The sequence below is a fragment of the Mucilaginibacter flavus genome (assembly GCF_030409315.1).
In the GTDB taxonomy this organism is placed as follows: Bacteria; Bacteroidota; Bacteroidia; order Sphingobacteriales; family Sphingobacteriaceae; genus Mucilaginibacter; species Mucilaginibacter flavus.
Genome location: NZ_JAUFPS010000043.1, coordinates 17,115 through 41,954 on the forward strand (window position 1 = coordinate 17,115; position 24,840 = coordinate 41,954).

Sequence of the window (24,840 nt, forward strand, 5' to 3'; positions counted from 1 at the left end):
TTAATTCTGAAAATTCTGATTCAGACAAATAATTCCGAAATCCAACATCCCAATTCCGAAATTACAGCCTCACATTCATCCCCGCCGAGTAATTCCTTAACGGCGAAGCATTATAATATCTATTGCCTACCGCGTTTAAATCATTTCCCAAACTGTACTTCTGGTTGAGCAGGTTATCTGCGGATGCAAAGATCTCTAAATGGGTTTTACGGCCAATAGTGGGTTGCCAGCTTAACCGGGCCTGCAACAGGTTGTAATGGGCTGCGTAAACCGTACTCAGATCATTTAAAGGAATTTTAGAGGTATAGTTATGCTGTACAAATAACGATAGATTTTGCGGCACTATAAGCTGTATGTTGCTCACTATAGTATGCCTTGGTACGCCTGTTAGCCTGTGCCCCGAATAGTTGTTGGTAGCATCTGCATAATCCCTGAAGGTAAAGCCGCTGTAGGTGTACGATTCATTGAACTGCAAACCACGAACAAAATGCGTAGCGTTACGACGTATAAGCCAGTTGGTAAATGATAGCTCGAAACCAGGCTGGTTGGTGCCACCTGCGTTGATATAATGTTCGGTTTCATCGGCATTTAAGCGACGCACAATGGCATTGTTAATGCGGTAGTAAAACACGGAGGCATCTAACAGTAAAGTTTCGTCCTGGTTGCGTAGGCGAATACCGGTTTCATAGTTCCAGCCGGTTTGGGCCTGCAGGCTGGTATTTACAATGTTATCGGTAGGCCTAACTTCGGCAGTGGTAGGTGTTGAATATCCACGACTGACTGATGCCCTGCCAATGAAATTATTGGTAAACTGGTAGCTTAAAGCCAGCCTTGGCATAAGTTGCGGCGTAAAATCGCGGTTGGTGAAACTGCTTTGGTTAAGCGGGTAAATATTTTTAAAATCATAGCCATACCAGTTTAAACTCACCGCCGCCTCAACATGCAGGCGTTTATAAATATCGGCCGAGTAGCGGCCGAAAATAAAGTGCTGATTGGTGTGGATGTTGTCGCTGGTTTGCGTGGTATCCTTTTGGCCTTTGTTGTTACCGTAATTGCTGATCTGCGAATTGGTTTGCTGCCACTCTACCCCCAGGTTTACTTTCCAATCCAGGTTTTGCTGTTTTAAGCCAGCCAGTTCAAAGTAGGTACGGAAGCCATAAGTGTTTTCGCTGCGCTGTTCGTAATTGGTGATAAATGGATTGGCAAAATCAACATGGTTACCAAATACAGACAGTACGTTGCGGATGCGATCATTAAAATGATATTCGTTAACCAGGCCACCCAAATACATTTTGGTGGTAATGCCGATGTGCTGTTGTATAGCGCCGGGCAAAGTGGCGGTGGGCTGCCGGGCTTCGGTTGGGTTAGCTGTAAACTGGGCCAGGTTTAAACCACCCGGTGTTTGGTAGGCCAGGTTGGAGTAAATGCCCAGGATCTTTAAACTGTTGTCGGCGCTATAATTCCATTTATCGGCCAGCTGTAAATATTGTCGGTGCGTATCGCTGTTTTGGCGATAGCCATGGTAGGTTTGATAGCTTTGGCTTATGTTAAGTAAATTATTACCGGTGCGCTTTTGAAGCGCCAACTTTTCATGGAATAAGCCATAGCTGCCCGCGTTTATTCCTGCGGATATATAGCTGCTATCGGCAAGGCGATTGATGGGGCTTAATAACACAACACCGCCGGAGTTGGCACCAAATAAACTGCCATCTGGTCCTTTCAAAATTTCGATGCCCCCGATATTGCCAATATCTATGGCATTTAAATAGGTGTTGCCGCCTGCATCGGTAAGCGGAATTTCATCGAAATAAATCTTTACATCCCTTACCCCAAATGGAGATCGCAATAAACTTCCCCTGATTGATAACCGGTAACTTCCCGGAGAACGCTCTTCAGCGCGAATGCCCGGTACGGTGTTCAAGGCGGTGACGAAAGAATAGTCGGGCTGTACTTTTAATTGTGCCGCTCCCAACACACTTACCGATGCCGGAACGCTTAGCACGGGCTGCTCCGATAAATAGCCGCGTACAGTTACTGTTTTTAAATGGGTGGTATCTTTTGGGGTTGATTTTTTATTTTGTGCACCGGCATTTAGGGCGATTACGAAAACAAAAAACAAAGCGAGGGATAATCTTTGCATATATTGGCTTGGAGCAACAAAAGTAGGTGTTTTAACTTATAACATTTTATGGCATATGCAACTTTTAAAGGAAAAGCATTCAACCGCTGCCGCAAAGCCGCGCCTTGCTACGGGCTTATGTTTTGTTTTACCGGGTTGCATTTTTAGGTAGAGACGCAATATTTTGCGTTTCCCACATGCAAATCCTATATGTATCTCAATGCTCAGCGAATTCGCTCTGTATAGCTGGAGACGCAAAATATTGCGTTTCTACATAATGAGTCATTCTTAAAATCATTCCTGCATCTCCTCATACTCCTTTATTAGTTTTTTGGTTGCCCGGGCAAGATAAGCGGTAATGAGTAAAGTTTTCACGTCATCGGGCGATACGGTTTCAAGGCGTACCAACATGTATTTATATTTGAGGTAGTGATTGGTGATAAAAAAAGTATGCGGATCTTTAACCATCCATATTTCACGTTCGGTGGTATGTACACCTAAAAATTCTTTCCCCAGCTTTACGCTACAGAAAATTTTACCATTTACGTAAAAGGCGGGATCTTCAAAGCACATTTTTTCGGTAACACCGGGCAATGGCAGCAAAATGCTGCGCATAAATTGCATAAAGATTGACATATCTGTCGCCATAACTAAAGTTATGTAGTTTTCATATTATTCTTAATTTTTGCGCATGCAAAACAACCTTCAGCAAGCATTTGGCAATATTGATATTTACCTGTTCGATCAATTATTAAAAGGCCGGTTTGATGACTGCAAAACAGTGTTTGATGCTGGCTGCGGCGGCGGCCGTAACCTGGTTTACTTTTTGCAAAATGGTTTCGAAGTTTACGGGGTTGATCAAAGCCAGGCGGCGGTCGACGCGGTTAAGCAGCTATCTGCAACACTGTCGCCAACTAATCCGCTAAGCAATTTCAGCGTATCCGGCGTCGAGAATCTGACGCATGCTGATAATACTTTCGACCTGGTACTTTGTAGCGCAGTACTACATTTTGCCGCCAGCGAACAGCATTTTGACAATATGGTCCGTTCCCTTTGGCGGGTGCTTAAACCCGGAGGCTACTTTTTTGCCCGACTGGCCTCTGATATAGGTATTGAGGATCTGGTGCAGCCCTTAGCTAACAACCATTACCTGCTGCCCGATGGCTCTGAGCGTTTTTTGGTGAACGAGCAAACGTTGCTGCGTTATAGCTATGAATTGAGAGGACGTTTATACGAACCAATTAAAACCACCAACGTACAAAATTTAAGGTGTATGACCACGTGGTGTTTACAGAAAATTTGAAACAGCGCTTAGCGCAGCAAAGGGTTGGAAGTATTTGCTGTACTAAGCACTGTTTTAATTACTTTACCAGTGGTTGTAACACGGCCTGCCACTTATCGTAACCTTTGGGGTTAAGATGCAGGTAGTCGCCTCTGAACAGGCTGCTATCGGGCATGCTGGTACCGGGTTTGTAAATGGCCGTTACCAGGTCTACATAATGGCTTTTGGGTTTGTTTTGCAGATAAGTTTTGATCAGGTCATTAGCTTTATACACTTCAGCATAAAATTTGGCGCGAACCGGGCTTGGTTTTATCGACATGTAATAAACCTCGGCCTTTGGCAGCTTTTCATGAATCATCACCCAAAGTTTAGCAAAATTATCCGCAACAGACTGTGCCGATTTTCCGCCTGCTATGTCATTTTCGCCGGCATAAATAAAAACCTTACGCGGATGGTAGGGGAACAGGATGTACGGGGTATAATAATCAACTAACTGCCAAATTTCACTGCCGCCTACGCCGCGTTTAATAATGGGTTCATCGGCAAAGCGTTGTTCCAGGTCGCTCCATAGTCTTATAGACGAACTGCCAATGAACAGAATACCATTTGGTTTGGGGAAACTAACGCTATCCTGGTGTTTAAAAGCGCGGATCTCGTTATCAAAGGGAAAGCCCTGCTGTGCAAAAACATTACCTGCAAAGGCACAGCCTATTAAAAATAATAACAGTTTTAATTTCATAGTAGATGTATTGTTGGTTAAGCGTTCAGTCTATCTTCAAAAAATAAAAATGGTAGCTGGTTTTCAATGCCATTTATTACCCACACCGGGCCTTGCTGTACATATAGTATAATCTTTATCGGCTTGTTTTGTTTTTTCTCCACTTCGGCCAACACCTGCAGGCATGATCCGCAGGAGGTTACGGGCTTTGTTAACATAAATTCATCTGTTTGGGCGGTAACAGCCATGCTTACAACAGGATCATCGGGATGGTTGGCTCCCCAGTAAAAAAGAGCGACACGCTCGGCGCATAAGCCCGATGGGTAGGCCACGTTTTCCTGGTTACTGCCATAAATTATTTTACCGCTTTGCAGCCGTAACGCCGCGCCAACCCTGAATTTTGAATATGGTGAATGTGAATTTTTTAAGGCATCGGCAGCCTCAAGGCAAAGTTCGTAATCGGTTTTATCAAGTTCCTTTATCGAATTGTATTCGTCAAATGCTATTTTAATTTCGTGGTTAGTCATGGCCTTACCCTGCCCTCTCCAAAGGAAAAGGTTCTTTTTAAAAGTTATATAAAAAACTATCCCCCTATCTGTTAACGAATAGGGGGATACAAGGTAATGAATATTTTCGAAATATGTTTTACAGGATTAAGAGATGTTAAATGAATGGCAGTATTTTCAAAATTTGCCAACGTAGAAAATCCTTTCCAATTCTGCTTAAATCCTTCAATCGTGTTTTTACACCGCAACCGGCAGTTCTACACCATCTGTTTCTGCGGCCACCAACGGGTTAATGCTGGCATCATCTTTTTCAACCCGCAGGTTGTTTACAATATGCATTTGGCGGGTTGGAGTATTTTTACCCATAAAATATTCTAACAGGCCCTTGATGTTGGCGTCTTTTAAAATCACCGGGTCAAGGCGCATATCTTTACCTATAAACAACCCAAACTCGTCTGGCGAAATTTCACCCAAACCTTTAAAGCGGGTAATTTCGGGCTTGTTACCTAATTTATCAATGGCGTTGCGGCGCTCTTCATCGCTGTAGCAATAAATAGTTTCCTTTTTATTACGTACCCTAAATAGCGGGGTTTGTAATATAGATACATGCCCTGCTTTTACCAGGTCTGGGAAAAACTGCAAAAAGAAAGTCATCAGCAACAGGCGGATGTGCATCCCGTCCACATCGGCATCGGTAGCTATTACAATGTTGTTATAACGTAGTGCATCAAGGCCATCCTCAATATTAAGGGCATGCTGCAGCAGGTTAAACTCTTCATTTTCATAAACCACTTTTTTGGTCAAACCAAAACAGTTTAGCGGTTTACCCTTTAAGCTAAATACGGCTTGGGTCATCACATCGCGCGATTTGGTGATGCTACCACTGGCCGAGTCACCTTCTGTAATAAACAGGGTGGTATCCTGTCGGCGCTCGTGGGTGTCTTCAAAGTGCAGCTTGCAATCGCGCAGTTTACGGTTATGCAACGATGCTTTTTTTGCACGCTCGTTGGCCAGTTTTTTTATACCGGCAATATCCTTACGCTCACGCTCTGATTGCAGGATGCGTTTTAGCAGTGCATCAGCAGCGGCGGGGTTTTTATGCAGGTAGTTATCGAGTTCCTTTTTCAGGAAATCGTTAATAAAGCCACGTACTGATGGTCCCTCCGGACCAATATTTTGCGACCCTAATTTGGTTTTGGTTTGTGATTCAAACACCGGCTCCTGCACCTTAATGGCAATAGCTGCCACGATGGATGCACGGATATCGGCGGCGTCAAATTCCTTTTTATAAAACTCACGGATGGTTTTTACCACCGCCTCGCGAAAAGCCGCCTGGTGGGTACCGCCCTGTGTAGTGTTCTGGCCGTTTACGAACGAGTAATATTCCTCGCCATATTGCTGACCGTGGGTCATGGCTATTTCAATATCCTCGCCTTTAAGGTGAATGATAGGGTAGCGCAGGGTTTCGGCATCGGTATTTTTGGTGAGGAGGTCATACAAACCCCGCTCTGAGAAATATTTTTGTCCGTTAAAATTAAGCGTTAAACCCGAGTTTAGGTAAACGTAGTTCCATATCATATTTTCTACAAACTCCGGGATGAAGTGGTAGTTTCTGAAAATGGTATCATCGGGCGTAAAATTAATGGCTGTGCCATTACGCTGGGTAGTATCTTTCTCGGCTTCGTCACGTATCAGTTCGCCTTTGGCAAATTCGGCCAGTTTGGTGCGCCCGTCACGGTATGATTGTACGGTAAATACGTTCGATAGCGCGTTAACCGCCTTGGTACCCACACCATTTAACCCTACCGATTTTTGGAAAGCCTTGCTATCATACTTACCACCCGTGTTTATTTTAGATACGCAATCAATTACTTTACCCAGAGGAATACCACGACCGTAATCACGTACCGATACTTTATGATCGCTCATGTTTACCTCAATGGTACGGCCGCTGCCCATTACAAACTCATCTATCGAGTTGTCAATGATCTCTTTAAGCAACACATAGACACCATCATCATAAGCCGAGCCATCGCCCAGTTTACCAATGTACATGCCGGGACGTAAACGGATGTGTTCTTTCCAATCGAGGGAGCGGATACTATCTTCGCTGTAATTAACTGGTTCTGCCATTTATCAAATAGAATTTTAAGCAGGCGCCAATATGCACCTATCTGCAAAAATAAAGTTTCGGCTTTGAATTGAGCGTTCAAAACTGTCAACTTATTAACATTATCTTAATGGATCTTGAATTTGAGGCAATTGCTGGCTTTATCAATGTTCCTGAAAAATTCGGGGTCTTTTTCATTGGTAAAACAAACGGCGGTGATGGTGCCGGTGTGGTTTTTTTGAAGGGTGATAAGCAGGGCGTATTTGTAATGTTTGGTATCCGGCGAATCTATAAGGTTAAGCAGATATGATTTACCGGCGTCGGCCCGGTAGCGTGCCAGCACATTTGAAGGTATGTTACGTATAAAATTATCCTGCTCGCCGGTAAAGGTTATTGCAAGGGCTTTGCCTACTTTAAGATAGGATGAATCGGGGTTTTCCTGTTCGTGGTTGCGTTCAACACTTAACCAGTTTTGTTTCAATGATTTTACCTGGAACCATATCTCAAACTCCTGGCCGGGAATTTCCATGGCATAATCAAAAGAGAAATCCTCATTATTTGCCGCCGGAATTTCTTTGAATCCTTTTGGAAAAGTAAATTCAACATTGGCCTGGGCCATTAGTAACGAAAATTCTTTGAATTGGGCGCTCCCTTTAGCCGGTGGGATATACCGGTCTTTTACGCCATTAGTTTTACGTTTAAGTTTAGCCTGGTATTGCAGATGGTTTGACTGCGCCATAACGCCCGTAAAGCATAGTAATAGCACAGCCAGAAGTACAAAACACTTGAGTTGCTTCACAATAGTATTCATTATAGGGCGAAACCAGGGCCGTTTCTTTTTATGTAATTCTATAAAAATAGAAGCACATATCAAAATTAATTATAGTTTAAAAATACAAATAACTTAGTTAATACCAGTTGTTTGTGTTTGCCTGTGGTTGTGTTCGCCTTGTTTATATCCTGTTTTTTACAAACGCTCGCCTGTTTTTAAATTGAACCGAAGAACATGCATACAGATGCTTTTTTATGCAGATGGTTTAACGTGGGCCGAAATTTCAAACCAGTTCAAAAAAAACACGGCTGATAGCTGCATTAAAACCCACAGGATTAGTAAGTATCAACGCCGGTGTTGATGTTATCAGTTTAGATGATTCAAAAATAAAAAAGGAATAGGATATTACCTCAATCAAATACTTACTTTTAACGCAACTTATATTTTACCTTAATGAAATACCAGGAAATTCCCCTTGTTAACAATGAAGCTATTCACAATTTTGAACTTGTTGTTGAAGGCTCCCGTTCGTTTATTGACTATAAATTAAAAGGCGATAAGATTTACCTTATCCATACTGAAGTGCCCATTGAATTAGAAGGCCATGGCGTTGCAGCAGCGCTGGTTGAAAAGGCATTTAACTATATTGAAGAGCATAATCTTAAATTAGTGCCGCTTTGCGCGTATGTTGCCGCTTATTTGAAAAGGCATCCGGAATGGAATAGGCTGGTGGCTGTATAAGGAAAAATTGCCGACTTTTATTAGGGGCCGATGGGTAAACACGAACCCGGCAACCCGCTCCCCGCACTCCAACCTACAGATTACACCAATAAGTCCATTTCACCACCAGTTGCCTGTTTTTAACCGTATACGGCGAAGGGATGGAGTTATCGCCATAAACAATAAAGAAATCTGATGCTGGTTTGTAGCGCCATTGCAGGCGTACGTTGGTGTTGATGTTTTTTACCTGGCCGTTGTATTGAACGTAGGTGGTAAAGTACAGCGTGTTGCTAAACGTTACGTCGGCCCGCGGCCCAACCAGCCAAAAACTGGTATTGTAATACGGGGCGGGCAAGTGCAAATCATTAAAAGAGGTGTTTACTGATAGGTTTACATAAGGCTGAAAGCGGTAACCCAATTGCCCTATCAAACTGCTTCTGCTGCCATCCAAATAATAACCGCCATGCAACCCCTCAACCAAATAGGTAAACAGCGATTGTGGTTTTGAAGCGAATTGCGCGTCGATGGTGTTCCAATGGTTTTGGTTACCGATAGGTAAAGGCGTTTTGCCGGTGTTGGTAGGATCAAAAGGAACAAGCAGTTTTATATAGGTATCAATCCCTGTAAGGGTAAAAACGCTTCGGTTTCGAAACGTAATGATATAAGCCAGGCTGCTTTCGTTATCCGTACGTTTAAAATGCTCGTCGAAATAATAGTTACTCAATAACTGTATGCCATGTGTTAATACGCTGCCCTGCTTAGGGAAAAAGCTATGCAATAGCAGCGGACTAATCTTATTATAACCTACCCTGGGCACGTAGCCCACACCGGCGGTGTAATTTTTGCCTACATATTCATCCTGTAAATACAAAGTCCAGGATTTACTAAGGTATTGCAGGTGCCCGGCGGCTACTATATCGTGTCCCTTTAAACCGGGGGTAAATGACTTAATACCCAAAAGTTTGCCGGTAAAAGTATTGTTTGACGATGCCAGGTTATATTCCATCCCCACATTGCGGTTGTAAGCATTACCGGGTGCTGATGAACCTGTTGCATCCTTATTGATAAACATAAAGCCGATGTTTGAGCGGCTGAATACCCGGTGCTGCAAGGTGAGCACACCATAATTTTGCGCTGCCGTAGTGGCATCGTTTGATTCGCCGGTTTGGATATCCATGAGACCTACCCGCCAATCCTTATCCAATTTTCCGGTAAGCCGGGTGCCAAACCTGATTGGGGCGTTAAGTCCTATCCTACGCGAAAAAAAAGGCCGGATATCGGAGTAGCCGAAATTGGCAAACAAGTCGCCGTTCTCTAAAAAAAACTGGCGTTTCTCGGGGAAAAACAGTTCGTAGCGGTTAAGGTTCACTACCTGCTGATCAACATCCACCTGCGAAAAATCGGGATTGACGGTCAAGTCGAGGTTTAAGGATGAGGTAAGGCCAATTTTGGCATCGCCCCCAAACTCTTTTTTCCAATCGGTTTTGCTACCGTTGGTATAATCTTTAGAAATGCCACCCAGCGCGTATGGAATAATAGAAATATTGGTACCGGCGTCAGGCGGTAATTCGTCCCAAACTAACGAGCCTGTATATGCCAGCGAAGCTGTAGGAAACTGACGTGGCACCGGTGCCCAGGCCGATTTTTCGGTAGTTTTTAAATCGTTGCGACTAAAGTTGATTCCCCAAGCACCAACTCCTTTTTTGTAACGAATACTTTTAAAAGGGATGGAAGCTTCAAACACCCATCTATCGGGATAGTTTTTGACTACGGAGGTCCACTTGTTATCCCAGCTTAAATCTACTTTGCCGCCCTCATACATGGTACCGTCCCATTGCGCTCCGGCTGCATTGGCACCAAAACTAAAGCCATCTGTACGGGCGTCAAAAGGATCGAGGAAAAAGATAAAGTTATCGTTTTTCAAAAAACTAAAGTCGCGCTTAAGCGACTCTACCATGTACTGATTGGGGCAGGCAGTGTAGCAAACCGCCAATACGTAAATGTTGTTGTTATCATACGTCATCCGTACAATGGTGTGCACGGTAGCCAGGCTGGTATCCATAGGCAATACCATGGCAAATTTATCGGCCGAATCTGTTTTAAGCCAGGCGCTATCTATCAATCCATCTATAGTAATTGGACCGGCAGCTTTGCGGATATGGTATTGGTAACCCGCGTTCTTTTTTTGTGCCGATACAAAAACGCTAAAAAAACACAAACCCAGCAACAATAATATTTTTACAGGAGATAGCGGGCTTGTAATTTTCAATGGAGATGAAGGTTTTTCTTTTGGGAAAGATAGGAAATAGGGGAGAAGAATCAAGAGATTAGAGTCAAGAATCAAGACTTTTGATGGAAAAATAATAAAGCGGCAAAAGACTTACGAAGTTTTTAAAACTTCGTAAGTCTGGAATCTACGCCTTTCGCAGCTGTCTAACCTCTTGATTCTAATCTCTTGCCTCTCTCCCCAACTACATATTTACCACTAAAGCCTTCCCGGCGTATTTTACCACTTTATCGGCTTTGGCGGTTATACCAACGTCAGATCCGTGCGCGCCTTTTACCATTACTACGCTAAAGGTGCGGGTTTTAAGCATGCCCGGGAAATGGCCTTTGGTATCAGATATGGTTAGCTTATGCGCTTTATCATTCCAGTTAAAGGTGAAGGTTGCAAACTGGCCTTTTTCGTAATTGTAACTTTCGTTTTCATCCTCGTAAAATTTGAAAGTACCATCGGCACCCGGGTAAATGCGCAGCTCGATATTGTTTGCTTTTTTCTCGGTAGCGTACTCCATATGCGGGCCCATCGGGATGATAGATCCCGCTTTTACGTAAAGTGGCAATATTTCGATAGGTGCAGCCGCGCTTACAGTTTGGCCACCATCCAATACTTCGCCATTCCAGAAATTGTACCATTTGGTAGCCGCCGGCAGATAAACCTGGCGGGCTTTGGCTTTTTTATCCGCATCGGCAGATGTATACAACTGCTCGGTAACCGGGTTAACCATAAATGCTGGCCCAAACATATATTGATCTGGGATGCCGTAAACTTTATAATCGTTCCTGAAATCAAATGTAAGCGCGCGCATCATGGTGTAGTTATCCTGGGTAACCCTACCGGCCAACGAATAAATGTATGGCATTAAACGGTATCGCAACTTATCAAAGTTTAACAGGATGGCTTTGGTATCAGCATCCCAGTTATCGCTAAACAAAGCACGTTCGCCTTTACCATGGATACGGAAGATTGGGCAAAACGCGCCAAACTGGAACCAGCGGGTAAACAACTCGCGCTTATCCGGCTGCGACCAATCGGCCGCTTTCCAATGGAAGTGGTAGCCGCCGATATCAGAGGTCCAATACGGGATACCCGATGCACAGGCATTAATACCCTGTGGCACCTGGTTTTTATAATTCCAAAATGTACACTCAATATCGCTTGACCATAAGGTGGCCGCGTTACGCTGTTCGCCGGCAAACGACTGGCGTACCAAAAAGAAAGCGCGTTTGCCCGGGATATCCCTGCGCCAGCCGTCATAAACACCTTTGGTATGTTGTAAAGAGTAGGTATTAAAATAATCAATCCCTTTACCTATGCTAAAATTACTTTGGCGGCGGGCATCCAGCAGGGCGCCGTTATCCGGTTCGCACTGGTCAATCCACCAGGCATCAAAACCATAGCGTTTTACCAGGCTATCGCGGGCCTGATCCCAGTAAAGCTCGCGGGCTTTAGGGTTGTGGGCATCGTAATAAGTATCAAAGGTGTGGGTAACTACGTTATCCCAGGTAATATCGGTTAAACCGCCCATTTTCTCTAAGGCATCGTAGTTAGGTGTGCCTTTACCAAATACAGGCCATATCGAAATCATGGCATGGATGTTTGCCTTGTGCAGCTCATCAACCATTTGCTGCGGATGCGGGTAACGCTCGGGCTTCATCACGTGCGATCCGATTGGCAATGGGTCCCAGTAATACCAGTCTTGCACAATAACATCAACCGGGATATGGTTATCACGGTATTTATCTTTCACGCTCAGAATTTCCTTTTCGCTCATATACCTGTCCTGTGATTGGAAAAGGCCATAAGCCCATTTGCCAAACATTGGCGCACGACCGGACGCTGTACGATACAGATCAATAATATGATCAAAGCCGGGGCCGTAAAAAAAGTAGTAGTCAACCTGTTTACCGCTTTCAGATACGTATTTGAATTTGGTGTTATTAGCTTCGGCACCGTAAAAGTTTGATGCCGAATAATTATCCCAAAGTAAACCATAACCTTTGGTTGATAGTAATACCGGGATGGCGCCGGTAAGGTACTTGATCAACAGCTCCTGGTTGCGGCCTTTGTAGTTGATGGATAAAGAATCTAAGGGATGGCAACCCAGGCCATACAAAGCCTCGGTAGTTGGCGATGTAAATTGGGTGCTTACGTTATAGGTGTTAATCCCCGCTATGGTAGCCGGGGTAATGGTTTTGTTTTCGCTGTCTTCGGCAGTTATGATGTTGCCGCTTAAATCGGTATAAGTAATAGCGTTGGTTGCTTTATTAACTTTAACCTTTAATTTGGCGGTGGTAATTACCACCTCTGTTTTTGTTGCGCTAACCTGGTAAGGCGCAGGTGTTTTCCAGTTGTTGATAACCACTAATGATGGTTTGGTTTCAAAGGCATCAAAAATGGTATACTTTACCTCAATGATATCGGCGCCGCGCACCAGCACTTTCATGAGGCCTTTATCTAAAGTAAAAGTAACGCCGTCGGCCCCTTTTTTGAAGGATTTAACGGCAGCTTTAGCAGGCATTGCAGCCATACTTCCCGCAAGTAAAAAAAACATCGCAATCGATTGTATTTTTTTTACATTTAAGGTGAGTAATTTTTTAAACATATTGAACAGCAGTAAATTGGTTTATAATAAGTGTAAGAATGACACCTGTTTTGAACACGTGAATATAGGCTTATTTTTTTATTGCAAAAAATAATTCACCCGTTTGTTAATTCTGTATAGGAATGTGTTAAAATAATATCAATAAAGTAAGTGGTCGTTGTCAGGAAAAGTACAAGCCCATACCCTACAATTTGTGAAATTAGCTACAATTAGCAAAATTAGTGTGCAATAAAAAAGGCCCCACCTGGTGGAGCCTATACTTACTTACATTAAACACTAAACTAAAACTATCTTTATTTAAACACGCTGTATACGTTGGTAATTTTCCAGCCTTTACCGGTGTTGGCTACGGTTACGTAGTTGGTGCGTACAAAACCATCAAACTGCATGTCAACTTTTACAACGGCCATGTCGGCATTGCTTTCCATGATGGTTGTGCTGGTTGTGCAATTTTGCTCGGTATTTTTGTTGGCTTTTACAGATTCAATCATTTCATTTTTTGAAAAGCTCAAAACGTTTTTACCACGTAATAAATTGAATTTTGCCGATTGATCAACCACATCGCCCAGGCCGGCTACTTTACCGCGGGTCATGGCATCTATGTAGGTATTTATGACGAAGTTGCGGGTTAAATTGTCGCCTTCAACTTTTACATTTGCTTTGGCGGCACCACATACTATTATTAAAGCTAAAGCTGCGATTATTGATTTTAAGGTTTTCATATTGTTGTTGTTTTTGAGGTTATTTGTTTTTTAATTTATATCTATAAGACAGCGGCAGTATTCCATTCGTTACAGTTAAATCAATCAATTTATACGATTTAACAAACATTTAACAATTGGTATTATTTATTAAATATTTAGCAACGTTAGGATTATATACTATCCGGCATGATTGATTTTAACACCATTATTTTACAATTTGCAGAACAAGGCGAAAAAACCGGGTGGACTTATATTGAAATTCCGGCCGATTTAGCGCAGGAAATGAAACCCGGTAACAAAAAATCATTCCGGGTAAAGGGGAAATTGGATAACTTATCCGTTGCCGGCATGGCGCTGATGCCTATGGGCGATGGCAATTTTATTATGGCCCTAAAAAAGGATATCTGCAAGGCGCTGCACAAAAGAAAGGGTGCCATGCTTAAAGTACAGATAGAACCCGACGACGATTTTAAATTTACGGTACCCGCCGATTTGTTAGAATGCCTGGAATATGACTCAGAAGCTACCGATTATTTTAACAGCATTGCCGAAAGCCACCGCGGCTACTTCATTAAATGGATTGACAGTGCCAAAACCGACGCCACCCGCGCCAACCGCATAGCAGCCAGCATAAACGCCATGGCCCGGCGTATGGATTATGGGATGATGATGAGGGAGCAAAAGAGGATGAGGCAATAGGAGGGATGTTTGGATTCGAGAAAATCAACTTAATAGGTCTTCTGTATTTAAAATACATTTAACCAATATTCTCTAAAAACTCTTTGGGTGAATACACTGGTAAAGCAGCAATGCCGTCTTTTTGCAATTGTTTATCGCGAGATACAAAGCAATTCAGTTTGTGATGAATAGCCGTATAATATTGAAGCGCATCTTCTATGTCGTTGATGGAAGAATGTAACGCGGTTAAGGCTACCTGGTGAGGGATATCTATAACTTGTATATCAATTAGCAGTGTTACAAGTAATTCTTTGGCTTTCGCGCTGCCATATGCTCTGGCAACCCAATAGCCAGTTATGTGCAAAACTGAAGAGGTAATGAAAGCCTGTACCTGATTATTAATAACAAGTTCCATAACTTGTTTAGCCTCCTGGTAATGATCTCCACGCTTTAGGATGAAGTCAAGCAAAATATTGGCATCAAGGAATATTTTAGATGTCATATTTTTTTGCGTGTTCCTGGTAATATAGCTCCTTTAGATCTGTTTGGGCATCAAAGGCAGGTGGATCAAGTCGCTCAACCAATTCGATAATGTTTTTTCGCCTTGGCGCTTTAGTTATACTTTTAAAATAATCTTCTACCAATTGTGAAACACTTCTGTGTTGTTTTTGAGCGTACATTTTTGCATCGGCCAATAAACTCTCCTCGATAGTTAAATTTAATTTGGTTTTCATATTGTAAATATACGTATAGTTTTAATTAATGCGCATTGCTTGCGGTGCGTTTTGTACTATCATAGTCCCCGCGGGGTAACGCTTATTTCCCGCTCAAAAGTTCTTCCAACAAATCATCTGTCAACTCAACCCTCTCCTTATTATTTTGCCACTTGCCTTTAGCGGGCGGGAAGGCGTTACGGGAATAACCGGTTTTGTTTTTAAAATCAAATATGGCGTGGCAATAGTTGTTAATCAGCAGGGATGCAAATTGCCAGTCGTTAGTCCATACAATGTTGATGCTGCATTGCCTGCCTTTTTCGGTTACATTTTCAACATCATAAATATGTAAAGCATCCAAAATTTCCTGGCCGGGTAATTTTCCAATCGCGTAAAAGTATCCGGTATTACCATCATCCTCAAAAACCACCCCGTGCGATGACGTAGGTGCAACGCTATCAAAAAAAGTATCTTCGCCAACAAAAAAAGTATCCTCTAATTCCAAAATCATTTGGCAAAGTTACGTTAAGAGAAGGATTTTAATTAGCATAATATGCTATCTTCATACTATAAATGAAAACACAAACCTTAACCGCGAATTATATAAAAACAATTTCGTGGGTAAATGATATTATTGTTGATTGGGCAAGCGCGGGCACCCAATATACAATGGACGGCAAAACGCGGCAATTGTATGTTAATTCTTACAGTGCTTTGGATTTCACGGGAGCCATTTCATCTCATGATGGTAAATACGCTTTTGTTTACCAAAAATTGGGCACCAAAGGATTACTCATAAAAAATGGCGGATTATTACGGGAGATAAACAGGTCTTATTATTATGCAAGTACTTACGAGTACCCTGCCGCCTTTGCTACCATTGACGATATAACATATCTGATCCATTGCCCTAAAGAATACTGCAGACTTGATTTTGAAAATGTTGAAACCGGTGAGATTGTAAGCGATGTGCCGGATCGCGCACCAGAAGATTTTTTTCATTCCAGATTGGAGATAAGCCCCAACGGAGCCTACTTATTAAATAAAGGCTGGCACTGGCACCCAAGGGAGGCCATTTATGCTTATAACATTAAAAACTGTATCGAAAATCCCTTGCTACTCGACGGTTGTGACATATACCCTGACATAGATACCGAAGTTAATACGGCAGGTTTTATCAGTAACGATATAGTTATTATAGGATCGGGAGAGGAATCCTTTGATGAAGAAAATGTTGTTTTTCCGCCTAAACATATTGCTGCCTGGAATATAAAGGATCGCACTGTTTCAACCCCGGTAAAAGTAAATGAAGACTTTGGTAACCTGTTTGCCATTAACGATGAGTTAGCATGGGATACCTTTAGTTATCCAAAGATAATCAACGTAAAAACAGGGGAGATAATTGATAAAAATGAAGCTATTAATAGTGGCAAACAGCAATCCAGTATTGTAAGCAGAAACTCTTTGGCGCAAATAGTTTTTAACAGGGAAACCAAACAACTGGCTATCGTTGGCAAGGAAGTAATTTATATACTTACGCCGTAAATTTTTTTCTTTAAAACACGTCTATCACATAATATTACACCAACTTAATTATCAACCCAAACCCACAATGGAAGCTGAAACTATAGAAGAAGTATTTTACGAGGAAGCAATTACGCAAAAAATTTACACCCTAAATTCCATCCGCGCGGCCACCTTTTTTGGCGGACCATTGGTGGCCGGTTACCTTATATCAGAAAACTATCGTGTTTTTAACGAAGATAAAAAATCGAAACTGGCTATCGTTTACGGGGCAATAGCGACTATCATTTTATTCGGAGCGATATTTATGATTCCCGACAACATAAATGTGCCAACCTATATTGTACCGCTTATTTATTCATGGCTGACCTATTTAATAGTACAGAAATTAATGGGCGGTCAAATGAAAATGCACGTTACGTCAGGCGGCCCTGTTTTTACAATATGGCGTGCCTTGTTGGTAGCGTTAATCGGAGCCGCTGTTACCTTAGCAGGTGTTTTTGTGGTGATATTTATAAGTGGGTTTATAAGATAAGCTAAAGGTAACAAGTCAATATTGTGTTATTTTAATGCAATTTCCTCGTGACAATGGGGTTGGCGTTTCAAAATTCTGCTATACATATTATCTTTGCGTGGTATGAAAAGGTCAATTTTAGTTTTATTCGTATCGTTAAGTTTGATATTAGCCGGTAACGTTGCCAAAGCCCAGGCAAAAATTGGTTATATTGATTTTCAGGCTTTGTTAGGGCAGATGCCCGAAGCTAAAGGTGTAAAAGCGCAGATAGACACTTATCAAAAACAGTTTGTTGATCAGCTAACGGCCATGAACAACGAATTGCAAACCAAGGGACAAGAGTACCAAAGTCAAAGCGCTAAAATGACCGACGCTGCCCGTATTGCAAAAGAAACCGAACTACAGGATATTCAAAAACGAATGGAGGACCTGCAAAACAGCGCCCGCCAGCAGGTAGAAGCAAAATCAAACGAGTTGGTAAAACCGTTATCAGATAAAGCCATAGCAGCGCTTAACGCCATAGCCAAAGAAACCGGCCTCAGCTACGTGATAGATTCATCACAAGGTACCCAGGTGATTGTTTCGCCGGATGGAACAGATTTGATGAACGCCGCTAAAGCCAAATTAGGCATCAAATAATACCAGGTAAATCAATTTAGCAAACTTGCTAAATGTTTAGCAAGCTTAGCCCGACGCCTTTAAAGGTAGCCGGGCTATTTTGTTAGGAGGCCTCTCTGCAAAATATATTCTTCTCAAAATTTGTATTTATATAAGCACTTATATAAATTGCGTTATGAATTTATATCAAAGCTTAGGTTACCTGGTTTTGGGGAGTAGGCTGCGGCGGTTAAGTGAGGCTTTTTTGGCCGAAATTAACCGCGCCTATCAAAACGAGGGTATTGATTTTGATGCCAGCTGGTTCCCGGTGTTTTATCTGCTGTCAAAAAACGATGCTTTATCTATTAAGGAATTGAGCGAGCAGATAGAGGTAAGTCATCCGGCTGCCAGTCAGCTAATTACTAACCTTAAAAATCGGGGATTGGTTATTAGTGTAACCAGCGCAGATGACGGGCGTAAGCAATTGGTTACGCTAACGGATAGCGGTCGTCAATTGTTAGCGCAGATCCTGCCGATGTGGGAAGCCATAACCCAGGCGATGACACAACTGGTAAATACCGATCCCGGATCAAAAGAACTGCTGTCTGCAATAACCGCTTTAGAAAATGAGTTTCGTTCCATCAGCCTCGCTGGTTTGATAGGCGACAAATTAGTATCTAACCTTAAATCTGTTGGTGATGAATAGCAAATTCCATTACGGCACAGATCATCTCAGCATCGGGATTTGCCTGGATATAGCCGCCGGTAAAACCAAAGGAGTTATTAATGCCGATGCGGAAAAAGCCATCCTCGCGTCATGGCGCGAGGTGGAGAAAATAGTGCATGCCCAGAAACCGGTTTATGGAATTAATACCGGTTTTGGTCCGCTTTGTGATACCCGCATTTCTGAGGCCGATACCAGTTTGCTGCAAAGCAATATCCTTAAAAGTCATAGCGTGGGCGTGGGCAACCCCATCCCGCAGGAAATAGCCAAATTAATGCTGATTACCAAAGTGCAGGCATTGGCGCAAGGATACTCTGGCATTGCACCGGCTACTCTGCAAAGGGTGATCTGGCATATTGACAATGATATTATTCCTGTGGTCCCCGAAAAGGGGTCGGTAGGTGCTTCGGGCGATCTGGCGCCGCTTTCGCACCTGTTTTTACCGCTGATAGGTTTAGGCTTTGTGTTTGAAAATGGTATCAAACTGCCTGCCGGCGATGTATTAAAAAAACACAATCTACAGCCATTAATTTTAGGTCCCAAAGAAGGGTTGGCATTAATAAACGGTACCCAATTTATACTGGCCTTTGCCATTAAAGCGGTACAACGATTGGATGAAGCACTGAACCGGGCCGATTTAATAGGCGCTATGTCGTTAGAAGGACTAATGGGTTCGGCAAGACCGTTTGACGCCCGCATCCACGCTTTACGTCCGTTTAAAGGCACCAGGTACGTTGCCGACAGACTGTTTACGTTGTTGGATGGATCGGAGATCAATTCATCGCACGCTAACTGCGATAGGGTGCAAGATCCCTATTCCCTTCGTTGTATGCCGCAGGTGCACGGCGCATCCCGCAATGCCTGGCTGCATTTAAAAGAGCTTACCGAGATCGAACTTAATTCCGTTACCGATAATCCGGTTATTTTTAATGCCGATGATACCATTAGTGGAGGAAATTTCCACGGGCAGCCTTTGGCACTACCGCTTGATTACGCCACTGTTGCAGCTGCCGAGTTAGGCAATATTGCCGATAGGCGCTGCTATCTCATGAGCGAAGGACGTTACGGTTTGCCTAAATTACTTACGCTCGATGCCGGTTTAAACTCCGGCTTAATGATCCCGCAGTATACTACCGCGGCCCTGGTTACCGAAAATAAAAGCCTTTGTTTCCCTGCCAGTGCCGATAGCGTGCCTACCTCATTGGGGCAGGAAGATCACGTATCCATGGGATCGGTAAGCGGGCGCAAACTGCACCAGGTGATCGATAATCTGGAATATATCCAGGCCATCGAACTGCTTTACGCTACACAAGCTATGGATTTTCGTAGGCCGCTTAAATCAACCCTGGTTATTGAGGCCCTGCATGAAAAGGTGAGGCAACATGTGCCACATATACTGGACGACCGCATTTTTTCTGAGGATATCAGCAACCTGCACCAACTAATTACCGACGGTTCATTTTTAGCCACCGCCGGGGATGCAGCCATTAAAAACAATATAAAGCTTAGCCATGACGAGTTCGGAATTTATTAAAACCTATGCCAACCACCCGGTGTACAGAGCACCCCGCGGCATGCAGCTGCACGCCAAAAGCTGGCAAACCGAGGCGCCTTTAAGGATGCTGCTTAATAACCTGGATGGCCAGGTTGCCGAAAATCCCGACGAACTGGTGGTTTACGGTGGCATTGGCCAGGCGGCCCGTAACCCCGAAGCATTAAGAAAAATCATTGAGATTTTGCTGGAGTTGGATGAGCATCATTCACTGTTGGTACAGTCGGGCAAGCCGGTGGGAATTATCCGTAGCCATCCCGAAGCGCCCCGGGTTTTGATAGCCAACAGCAACCTGGTACCCGCATGGGCCAACTGGGAGCATTTTAATGAACTTAGGGCGAAAGGCCTCATGATGTATGGCCAAATGACGGCCGGCAGCTGGATTTACATTGGCACTCAAGGTATTTTACAAGGCACCTATGAAACCTTTGTAGAGTGTGGCAACCAACATTTTAACGGAGACCTTACCGGTAAGCTAATCGTAAGCGCCGGCATAGGCGGTATGGGCGGCGCGCAGCCACTGGCAGCGACCATGGCCGGTAGCGTATTTTTAGGTGCCGATGTTGATGTAACCCGGATTCAAAAAAGATTGGATTCTCAATATATCGATAGGATGACCGACTCCTATGAGGAGGCTATTGCCTGGGTTAAGGAAGCCATCGCCAAAAAAGAGACCCTTTCTGTAGGTTTGGTAAGCGATGCGGGTGATATGTTGGATAGACTGTTGAAAGACAATATCATCCCCGATGTATTAACCGACCAAACATCGGCACATGACCCGTTAAACGGTTACATACCTAACGGCTTGTCGCTAAGCCAAGCTGCAGAGTTACGCAATGCCGATGCGGTGGAATATAAACGCCGGTCATTAAAAAGCATGGCCCGGCATGTAGGGCTGATGCTTGAGCTGCAAAAACGCGGCGCTATTACTTTTGATTATGGCAACAACCTTCGCGAGTTTGCCCGGCAGGGTGGCGAACAGGATGCCTTTAACTTTCCGGGTTTTACGCCAGCCTATATTCGTCCGCTGTTTTGCGAGGGGAAAGGACCTTTCAGGTGGGTAGCCTTGTCCGGTGATCCGGAGGATATTTATACCACCGATAAGGCGCTGATGGAGTTATTCCCCGAGGATAAACCGCTGGCCAAATGGTTGACCAATGCACGCGAAAAAATCTCGTTCCAGGGTTTACCTGCCCGCATTTGCTGGCTGGGTATGGGCGATAGGGAAAAGGCCGGATTGTTGTTTAACCAATTGGTGAGAACAGGAAAAGTAAAAGGCCCGATAGTGATCGGCCGAGATCATTTGGACTGCGGCTCGGTAGCATCGCCCAACCGCGAAACCGAATCAATGAAAGATGGCTCAGATGCCGTATCCGACTGGCCATTACTAAACCTCATGGCCAATGCTTCTGGCGGAGCTACCTGGATTTCGTTTCACCATGGCGGCGGGGTAGGCATGGGCTACTCGCAGCATGCCGGCATGGTAGTGTTAGCGGATGGAACAGACCGCGCGGCAACTTGCTTAAGTAGGGTTTTATATAATGATCCGGCGATGGGGATTTTCAGGCATACCGATGCAGGGTATGATAAGGCCGAGGAATGGGCGGATAAGTTTGGATTGAAGGTTTGGTAGATGGTCGGAATCAGAATTTACAGAATTTAAGAATTAACAAGGTGCAAGCAATAAAAAACATTCTGAGAATTAACTAATTCTGTAAATTCTGATTCTGACAAAAGAAAGAGGTTATGAAAAAACTAATAGGTCCATTCACACAAATACTACCACTTACAGATTTACCTGTCAAGGGCAGTCTGCGGGACGAGCAACTGCACATCATCCCAAATGGAGGTGTGTTAATTGATGATGGGTTGATCCTTGCTGTGGATGACTTTGAGAGGCTCAGAAAAGCCAATCCATCGGCACAAATAGAAGAAATTACCGGCGATAGCGTTTTGCTGCCGGGTTTTATTGATTGCCATACGCATATCTGTTTTGCGGGTAGTCGTGCAAAAGATTATGCCATGCGCAACAGCGGTAAATCCTACCTGGAAATCGCGCAATCGGGCGGTGGTATCTGGGATTCGGTTACGCAAACCCGCGCTGCCGATGAAGCTGTTTTAGCCGATTTGTTGCTAAAACGTGTACAGCGCCACTTGGCCGAGGGGGTAACCACCATCGAAATAAAAAGCGGCTATGGTTTGAGTAAAGAAGCCGAGTTAAAGCAGTTAAGAGTGATAAAAGCAGTGGCTGATAAAACTACCGCCAGTTTAATATCTACCTGCCTTGCCGCTCATATGTTGCCTAAGGATTTTGATGGAACACACCAGGATTATCTGAAATATGTATTGAACGATTTGCTCCCGGTAATTAGGCAGCAAAGTTTAAGCAACCGTGCTGATATTTTCATAGAGCAAAGCGCTTTTAATACCAGCGACGCGCTGAACTATCTTGCCAAAGCCAAACATCAGGGCTTCGAGGTTACGGTACACGCCGATCAGTTTACTACCGGCGGAAGTGAGGTAGCTGTTAAAGCCCGTGCTGCGTCTGCAGATCACCTGGAGGCCAGCACAGGTTATGAAATAAATTTGCTGGCTAATTCTGATACGGTAGCCGTAACTTTACCGGGCGCGTCTTTAGGTTTAGGTATGCCATACGCGCCTGCCCGAAAGTTGCTGGATGCAGGGGCTTGCCTGGCCATAGCCAGCGACTGGAACCCCGGATCGGCACCAATGGGCGATCTTTTGATGCAGGCCGCTGTTATGGCCGCCGCCGAAAAATTATCGGCCGCTGAGGTATTTGCAGGCCTCACAAGCCGTGCAGCACAGGCGCTAAAACTAAACGACCGCGGTACATTAACCAAAGGAAAGCTTGCCGATATTCAAGCCTATCCATGTGCCGATTACCGGGAGATACTGTACATGCAGGGCAAATTGAAACCCGCAATTGTATGGGCTGCTGATTTGAATTGATTAAGATGATTCCGTTGATCTTACAAAGTGATGAGACCAATGATTAATGACTAATGACCAATGACAAAACTAATTGAATGCGTACCCAATTTTAGCGAAGGTGTAAACCTTGATATTATTAAACAGATCACCAACGAGGTTGAATCGGTTGAAGGTGTGAGGCTGTTAAATGTTGATCCCGGCAAGGCCACTAACCGTACGGTAGTAACTTTTGTGGGGGAGCCTGCGCAAGTGATTCAAGCGGCTTTTTTGGCTATAAAAAAAGCCGGCGAGTTGATTGATATGAGCAAACAAAAAGGAGAGCACCCACGGATGGGGGCTACAGATGTTTGTCCGCTGATTCCGATTAGCAATATTACTATGGAAGAAACAGCAGAGTACGCGCGTCTATTGGCTAAGCGGGTAGGCGAGGAGTTGCAGATCCCGGTTTATTTATACGAGAACGCGCAGGCTGATAAACGCCGTAGCAACCTATCGGTGATTAGGGCGGGGGAATATGAAGGCTTTTTTAAGAAGATAAAGCTGCCGGAATGGGCACCGGATTTTGGTCCTGCGGAGAATGACGTTAAGCGGGGCGCAACCGTTATTGGCGCCCGGGATTTTTTGGTGGCCTACAATGTAAACTTAAACACTACCTCAACCCGCCGGGCCAATGCTATTGCTTTTGACGTACGCGAGGCGGGCCGTACCCTGCGTGAAGGCGACCCGGTAACGGGTAAAATTGTAACCGATGAGCATGGCAAAGCCAAAACAATTCCCGGTTCTTTAAAATCTGTTAAAGCCATCGGCTGGTATATAGAAGAGTATGGTGTGGCGCAAATCTCCATGAACCTCACCAATATCGAGGTTACGCCCGTGCATAAAGCTTTTGATGAAGTATGCACTAAGGCCAATGAGCGTGGCATCCGCGTTACGGGTAGCGAACTGGTGGGGCTTATCCCCTTGAAGGCGATGCTGGATGCAGGCAAATATTTCCTGCGCAAACAGCAGCGCTCTGTTGGGGTGAGCGAAAAGGAATTGATCAAAATTGCCATTAAATCCATGGGACTGGATGAGCTTGGTCCATTTATTCCCGGAGAACGGATTATTGAATACCTGTTAAAAGATAAGGCTGATAGTAAGCTTATCAGTATGAGCCTTACTGATTTTGCAGATGAGACCGCAAGCGAAAGCCCTGCACCGGGCGGTGGTTCTATTTCGGCTTATATAGGTTCGTTAGGCGCGTCGCTGGCTGGGATGGTAGCCAATTTGAGTTCGCACAAAAAAGGCTGGGACAGCCGCTGGCTGGAGTTTAGCGATTGGGCCGGGAAAGCCCAGCAATACAAAAATGAACTGCTGAGTTTGGTGGATTTGGATACCAGGGCTTTTAATAAGATCATGGAATCATTCAGCCTGCCAAAAGCCACTGACGAAGAAAAAGCTGCCCGTGACAAAGCCATTCAGGATGCTACTCGCTATGCCATTGAAGTTCCGTTTAAGGTGATGGAAACAGCCTTGAGTAGTATGGAGGTGATCAAAGCGATGGTTGAAATTGGCAACCCCAACTCTGTAACCGATGCCGGCGTAGCCGCGCTTTGCGCCCGTACCGCCGTGCTTGGCGCTTTCATGAATGTGAAGATCAATGCATCAGGTTATAAGGACAAAGATTACGTAGTCGATATTATTTACCGTGGCAATGAGATAGAAAGGCAGGCGATTGCTTTAGAGGCAGAGATTATTGAGTTGGTGAATGGCAAGATAGGGGTATAAAA

The 24,840-nt window shown here is 44.1% G+C and carries 23 protein-coding genes; 11 read left to right on the forward strand and 12 right to left on the reverse strand.

Annotated features, from left to right (window positions below; genetic code table 11):
• Positions 1 to 61: 61 nt before the first annotated feature.
• Both QWZ17_RS22515 and QWZ17_RS22520 read right to left on the reverse strand, forming a co-directional pair.
• Entirely contained in the window at positions 62 to 2,140 is a 2,079-nt protein-coding gene (locus QWZ17_RS22515) for a TonB-dependent receptor (protein ID WP_290307575.1), read from the reverse strand.
• Positions 2,141 to 2,413: 273 nt separating this feature from the next.
• On the reverse strand, positions 2,414 to 2,755 hold the full coding sequence (locus QWZ17_RS22520; protein ID WP_290307576.1) for an MmcQ/YjbR family DNA-binding protein: 342 nt from the start codon (positions 2,753 to 2,755) through the stop codon (positions 2,414 to 2,416).
• A 55-nt stretch (positions 2,756 to 2,810) separates the two neighbouring features.
• Between QWZ17_RS22520 and QWZ17_RS22525 the strand changes: the two genes are divergently transcribed.
• Positions 2,811 to 3,422 (forward strand): class I SAM-dependent methyltransferase, encoded by a 612-nt coding sequence (locus tag QWZ17_RS22525; protein ID WP_290307577.1) that lies wholly within the window; start codon positions 2,811 to 2,813, stop codon positions 3,420 to 3,422.
• A 58-nt stretch (positions 3,423 to 3,480) separates the two neighbouring features.
• On the opposite strand, the gene QWZ17_RS22530 is transcribed toward QWZ17_RS22525, so the two are convergent.
• The 4 genes from QWZ17_RS22530 to QWZ17_RS22545 all read right to left on the reverse strand — a co-directional run bounded on the left by QWZ17_RS22530 (position 3,481) and on the right by QWZ17_RS22545 (position 7,474).
• Positions 3,481 to 4,140 (reverse strand): GDSL-type esterase/lipase family protein, encoded by a 660-nt coding sequence (locus tag QWZ17_RS22530; RefSeq protein ID WP_290307578.1) that lies wholly within the window; start codon positions 4,138 to 4,140, stop codon positions 3,481 to 3,483.
• Between the two features lie 17 nt (positions 4,141 to 4,157).
• Complete coding sequence (locus QWZ17_RS22535) at positions 4,158 to 4,646, reverse strand: cytidine deaminase (protein ID WP_290307579.1); 489 nt, start codon at positions 4,644 to 4,646, stop codon at positions 4,158 to 4,160.
• A 216-nt stretch (positions 4,647 to 4,862) separates the two neighbouring features.
• Positions 4,863 to 6,758, reverse strand: coding sequence for a DNA topoisomerase IV subunit B (locus QWZ17_RS22540; RefSeq protein WP_290307580.1), 1,896 nt, complete (start codon positions 6,756 to 6,758; stop codon positions 4,863 to 4,865).
• Positions 6,759 to 6,862: 104 nt separating this feature from the next.
• Entirely contained in the window at positions 6,863 to 7,474 is a 612-nt protein-coding gene (locus QWZ17_RS22545; protein ID WP_290307581.1) for a hypothetical protein, read from the reverse strand.
• A gap of 486 nt (positions 7,475 to 7,960) precedes the next feature.
• On the opposite strand from QWZ17_RS22545, the gene QWZ17_RS22550 reads away from it, so the two are divergent.
• A complete protein-coding gene (locus QWZ17_RS22550; RefSeq protein ID WP_290307582.1) occupies positions 7,961 to 8,248 on the forward strand; it encodes a GNAT family N-acetyltransferase in 288 nt (95 codons plus the stop codon).
• Between the two features lie 73 nt (positions 8,249 to 8,321).
• On the opposite strand, the gene QWZ17_RS22555 is transcribed toward QWZ17_RS22550, so the two are convergent.
• The 3 genes from QWZ17_RS22555 to QWZ17_RS22565 form a co-directional block, all read right to left on the reverse strand.
• Positions 8,322 to 10,496, reverse strand: coding sequence for a DUF5916 domain-containing protein (locus tag QWZ17_RS22555; protein WP_290307584.1), 2,175 nt, complete (start codon positions 10,494 to 10,496; stop codon positions 8,322 to 8,324).
• A 202-nt stretch (positions 10,497 to 10,698) separates the two neighbouring features.
• The gene (locus QWZ17_RS22560) at positions 10,699 to 13,038 is read right to left on the reverse strand and encodes a glycoside hydrolase family 31 protein (RefSeq protein WP_290307585.1); all 2,340 of its coding nucleotides are present in this window, start codon (positions 13,036 to 13,038) and stop codon (positions 10,699 to 10,701) included.
• A gap of 368 nt (positions 13,039 to 13,406) precedes the next feature.
• The gene (locus tag QWZ17_RS22565) at positions 13,407 to 13,835 is read right to left on the reverse strand and encodes a nuclear transport factor 2 family protein (protein ID WP_290307586.1); all 429 of its coding nucleotides are present in this window, start codon (positions 13,833 to 13,835) and stop codon (positions 13,407 to 13,409) included.
• Positions 13,836 to 14,003: 168 nt separating this feature from the next.
• Between QWZ17_RS22565 and QWZ17_RS22570 the strand changes: the two genes are divergently transcribed.
• Positions 14,004 to 14,516, forward strand: a complete 513-nt coding sequence (locus QWZ17_RS22570; RefSeq protein ID WP_290307587.1) for a YdeI/OmpD-associated family protein — start codon at positions 14,004 to 14,006, stop codon at positions 14,514 to 14,516.
• 58 nt (positions 14,517 to 14,574) lie between these two features.
• Here QWZ17_RS22570 and QWZ17_RS22575 read toward each other — a convergent pair whose 3' ends face one another.
• The 3 genes from QWZ17_RS22575 to QWZ17_RS22585 all read right to left on the reverse strand — a co-directional run bounded on the left by QWZ17_RS22575 (position 14,575) and on the right by QWZ17_RS22585 (position 15,719).
• Positions 14,575 to 14,997, reverse strand: coding sequence for a type II toxin-antitoxin system VapC family toxin (locus QWZ17_RS22575; protein ID WP_290307588.1), 423 nt, complete (start codon positions 14,995 to 14,997; stop codon positions 14,575 to 14,577).
• Entirely contained in the window at positions 14,987 to 15,229 is a 243-nt protein-coding gene (locus QWZ17_RS22580) for a DUF6364 family protein (RefSeq protein ID WP_290307589.1), read from the reverse strand. The genes QWZ17_RS22575 and QWZ17_RS22580 overlap by 11 nt, the downstream gene beginning before the upstream one ends.
• Positions 15,230 to 15,311: 82 nt before the next feature.
• Positions 15,312 to 15,719, reverse strand: a complete 408-nt coding sequence (locus QWZ17_RS22585) for a DUF2251 domain-containing protein (protein WP_290307590.1) — start codon at positions 15,717 to 15,719, stop codon at positions 15,312 to 15,314.
• Between the two features lie 62 nt (positions 15,720 to 15,781).
• Here QWZ17_RS22585 and QWZ17_RS22590 point away from each other — a divergent pair, with 62 nt between their 5' ends.
• From QWZ17_RS22590 to ftcD, 8 genes are all read left to right on the forward strand, one after another.
• Entirely contained in the window at positions 15,782 to 16,753 is a 972-nt protein-coding gene (locus QWZ17_RS22590) for a hypothetical protein (RefSeq protein WP_290307591.1), read from the forward strand.
• A 67-nt stretch (positions 16,754 to 16,820) separates the two neighbouring features.
• Positions 16,821 to 17,267 (forward strand): hypothetical protein, encoded by a 447-nt coding sequence (locus tag QWZ17_RS22595; RefSeq protein WP_290307592.1) that lies wholly within the window; start codon positions 16,821 to 16,823, stop codon positions 17,265 to 17,267.
• Between the two features lie 102 nt (positions 17,268 to 17,369).
• Positions 17,370 to 17,885 carry an OmpH/Skp family outer membrane protein gene (locus tag QWZ17_RS22600; protein ID WP_290307593.1) on the forward strand — a complete coding sequence of 172 codons (516 nt, stop codon included), beginning with the start codon at positions 17,370 to 17,372 and terminating at the stop codon, positions 17,883 to 17,885.
• Positions 17,886 to 18,039: 154 nt separating this feature from the next.
• The gene (locus QWZ17_RS22605; protein WP_290307594.1) at positions 18,040 to 18,549 is read left to right on the forward strand and encodes a MarR family winged helix-turn-helix transcriptional regulator; all 510 of its coding nucleotides are present in this window, start codon (positions 18,040 to 18,042) and stop codon (positions 18,547 to 18,549) included.
• On the forward strand, positions 18,542 to 20,101 hold the full coding sequence (hutH, locus tag QWZ17_RS22610) for a histidine ammonia-lyase (RefSeq protein WP_290307595.1): 1,560 nt from the start codon (positions 18,542 to 18,544) through the stop codon (positions 20,099 to 20,101). Before QWZ17_RS22605 ends, hutH begins: the two co-directional genes overlap by 8 nt.
• Entirely contained in the window at positions 20,079 to 21,752 is a 1,674-nt protein-coding gene (hutU, locus tag QWZ17_RS22615) for a urocanate hydratase (RefSeq protein WP_290307596.1), read from the forward strand. The genes hutH and hutU overlap by 23 nt, the downstream gene beginning before the upstream one ends.
• A gap of 113 nt (positions 21,753 to 21,865) precedes the next feature.
• Positions 21,866 to 23,089, forward strand: coding sequence for an imidazolonepropionase (gene hutI, locus QWZ17_RS22620; RefSeq protein ID WP_290307597.1), 1,224 nt, complete (start codon positions 21,866 to 21,868; stop codon positions 23,087 to 23,089).
• Between the two features lie 60 nt (positions 23,090 to 23,149).
• Positions 23,150 to 24,838, forward strand: coding sequence for a glutamate formimidoyltransferase (ftcD, locus tag QWZ17_RS22625; protein ID WP_290307598.1), 1,689 nt, complete (start codon positions 23,150 to 23,152; stop codon positions 24,836 to 24,838).
• Positions 24,839 to 24,840: the final 2 nt, after the last annotated feature.

Coding starts and splice junctions, on each gene's coding strand:
- QWZ17_RS22515 (WP_290307575.1), bottom strand. CDS start 2,140: ATGCAAAGATTATCCCTCGCTTTGTTTTTTGTTTTCGTAATCGCCCTA.
- QWZ17_RS22520 (WP_290307576.1), bottom strand. CDS start 2,755: ATGTCAATCTTTATGCAATTTATGCGCAGCATTTTGCTGCCATTGCCC.
- QWZ17_RS22525 (WP_290307577.1), top strand. CDS start 2,811: ATGCAAAACAACCTTCAGCAAGCATTTGGCAATATTGATATTTACCTG.
- QWZ17_RS22530 (WP_290307578.1), bottom strand. CDS start 4,140: ATGAAATTAAAACTGTTATTATTTTTAATAGGCTGTGCCTTTGCAGGT.
- QWZ17_RS22535 (WP_290307579.1), bottom strand. CDS start 4,646: ATGACTAACCACGAAATTAAAATAGCATTTGACGAATACAATTCGATA.
- QWZ17_RS22540 (WP_290307580.1), bottom strand. CDS start 6,758: ATGGCAGAACCAGTTAATTACAGCGAAGATAGTATCCGCTCCCTCGAT.
- QWZ17_RS22545 (WP_290307581.1), bottom strand. CDS start 7,474: ATGGCGCAGTCAAACCATCTGCAATACCAGGCTAAACTTAAACGTAAA.
- QWZ17_RS22550 (WP_290307582.1), top strand. CDS start 7,961: ATGAAATACCAGGAAATTCCCCTTGTTAACAATGAAGCTATTCACAAT.
- QWZ17_RS22560 (WP_290307585.1), bottom strand. CDS start 13,038: ATGGCTGCAATGCCTGCTAAAGCTGCCGTTAAATCCTTCAAAAAAGGG.
- QWZ17_RS22565 (WP_290307586.1), bottom strand. CDS start 13,835: ATGAAAACCTTAAAATCAATAATCGCAGCTTTAGCTTTAATAATAGTA.
- QWZ17_RS22570 (WP_290307587.1), top strand. CDS start 14,004: ATGATTGATTTTAACACCATTATTTTACAATTTGCAGAACAAGGCGAA.
- QWZ17_RS22575 (WP_290307588.1), bottom strand. CDS start 14,997: ATGACATCTAAAATATTCCTTGATGCCAATATTTTGCTTGACTTCATC.
- QWZ17_RS22580 (WP_290307589.1), bottom strand. CDS start 15,229: ATGAAAACCAAATTAAATTTAACTATCGAGGAGAGTTTATTGGCCGAT.
- QWZ17_RS22585 (WP_290307590.1), bottom strand. CDS start 15,719: ATGATTTTGGAATTAGAGGATACTTTTTTTGTTGGCGAAGATACTTTT.
- QWZ17_RS22590 (WP_290307591.1), top strand. CDS start 15,782: ATGAAAACACAAACCTTAACCGCGAATTATATAAAAACAATTTCGTGG.
- QWZ17_RS22595 (WP_290307592.1), top strand. CDS start 16,821: ATGGAAGCTGAAACTATAGAAGAAGTATTTTACGAGGAAGCAATTACG.
- QWZ17_RS22600 (WP_290307593.1), top strand. CDS start 17,370: ATGAAAAGGTCAATTTTAGTTTTATTCGTATCGTTAAGTTTGATATTA.
- QWZ17_RS22605 (WP_290307594.1), top strand. CDS start 18,040: ATGAATTTATATCAAAGCTTAGGTTACCTGGTTTTGGGGAGTAGGCTG.
- hutH (WP_290307595.1), top strand. CDS start 18,542: ATGAATAGCAAATTCCATTACGGCACAGATCATCTCAGCATCGGGATT.
- hutU (WP_290307596.1), top strand. CDS start 20,079: ATGACGAGTTCGGAATTTATTAAAACCTATGCCAACCACCCGGTGTAC.
- hutI (WP_290307597.1), top strand. CDS start 21,866: ATGAAAAAACTAATAGGTCCATTCACACAAATACTACCACTTACAGAT.
- ftcD (WP_290307598.1), top strand. CDS start 23,150: ATGACAAAACTAATTGAATGCGTACCCAATTTTAGCGAAGGTGTAAAC.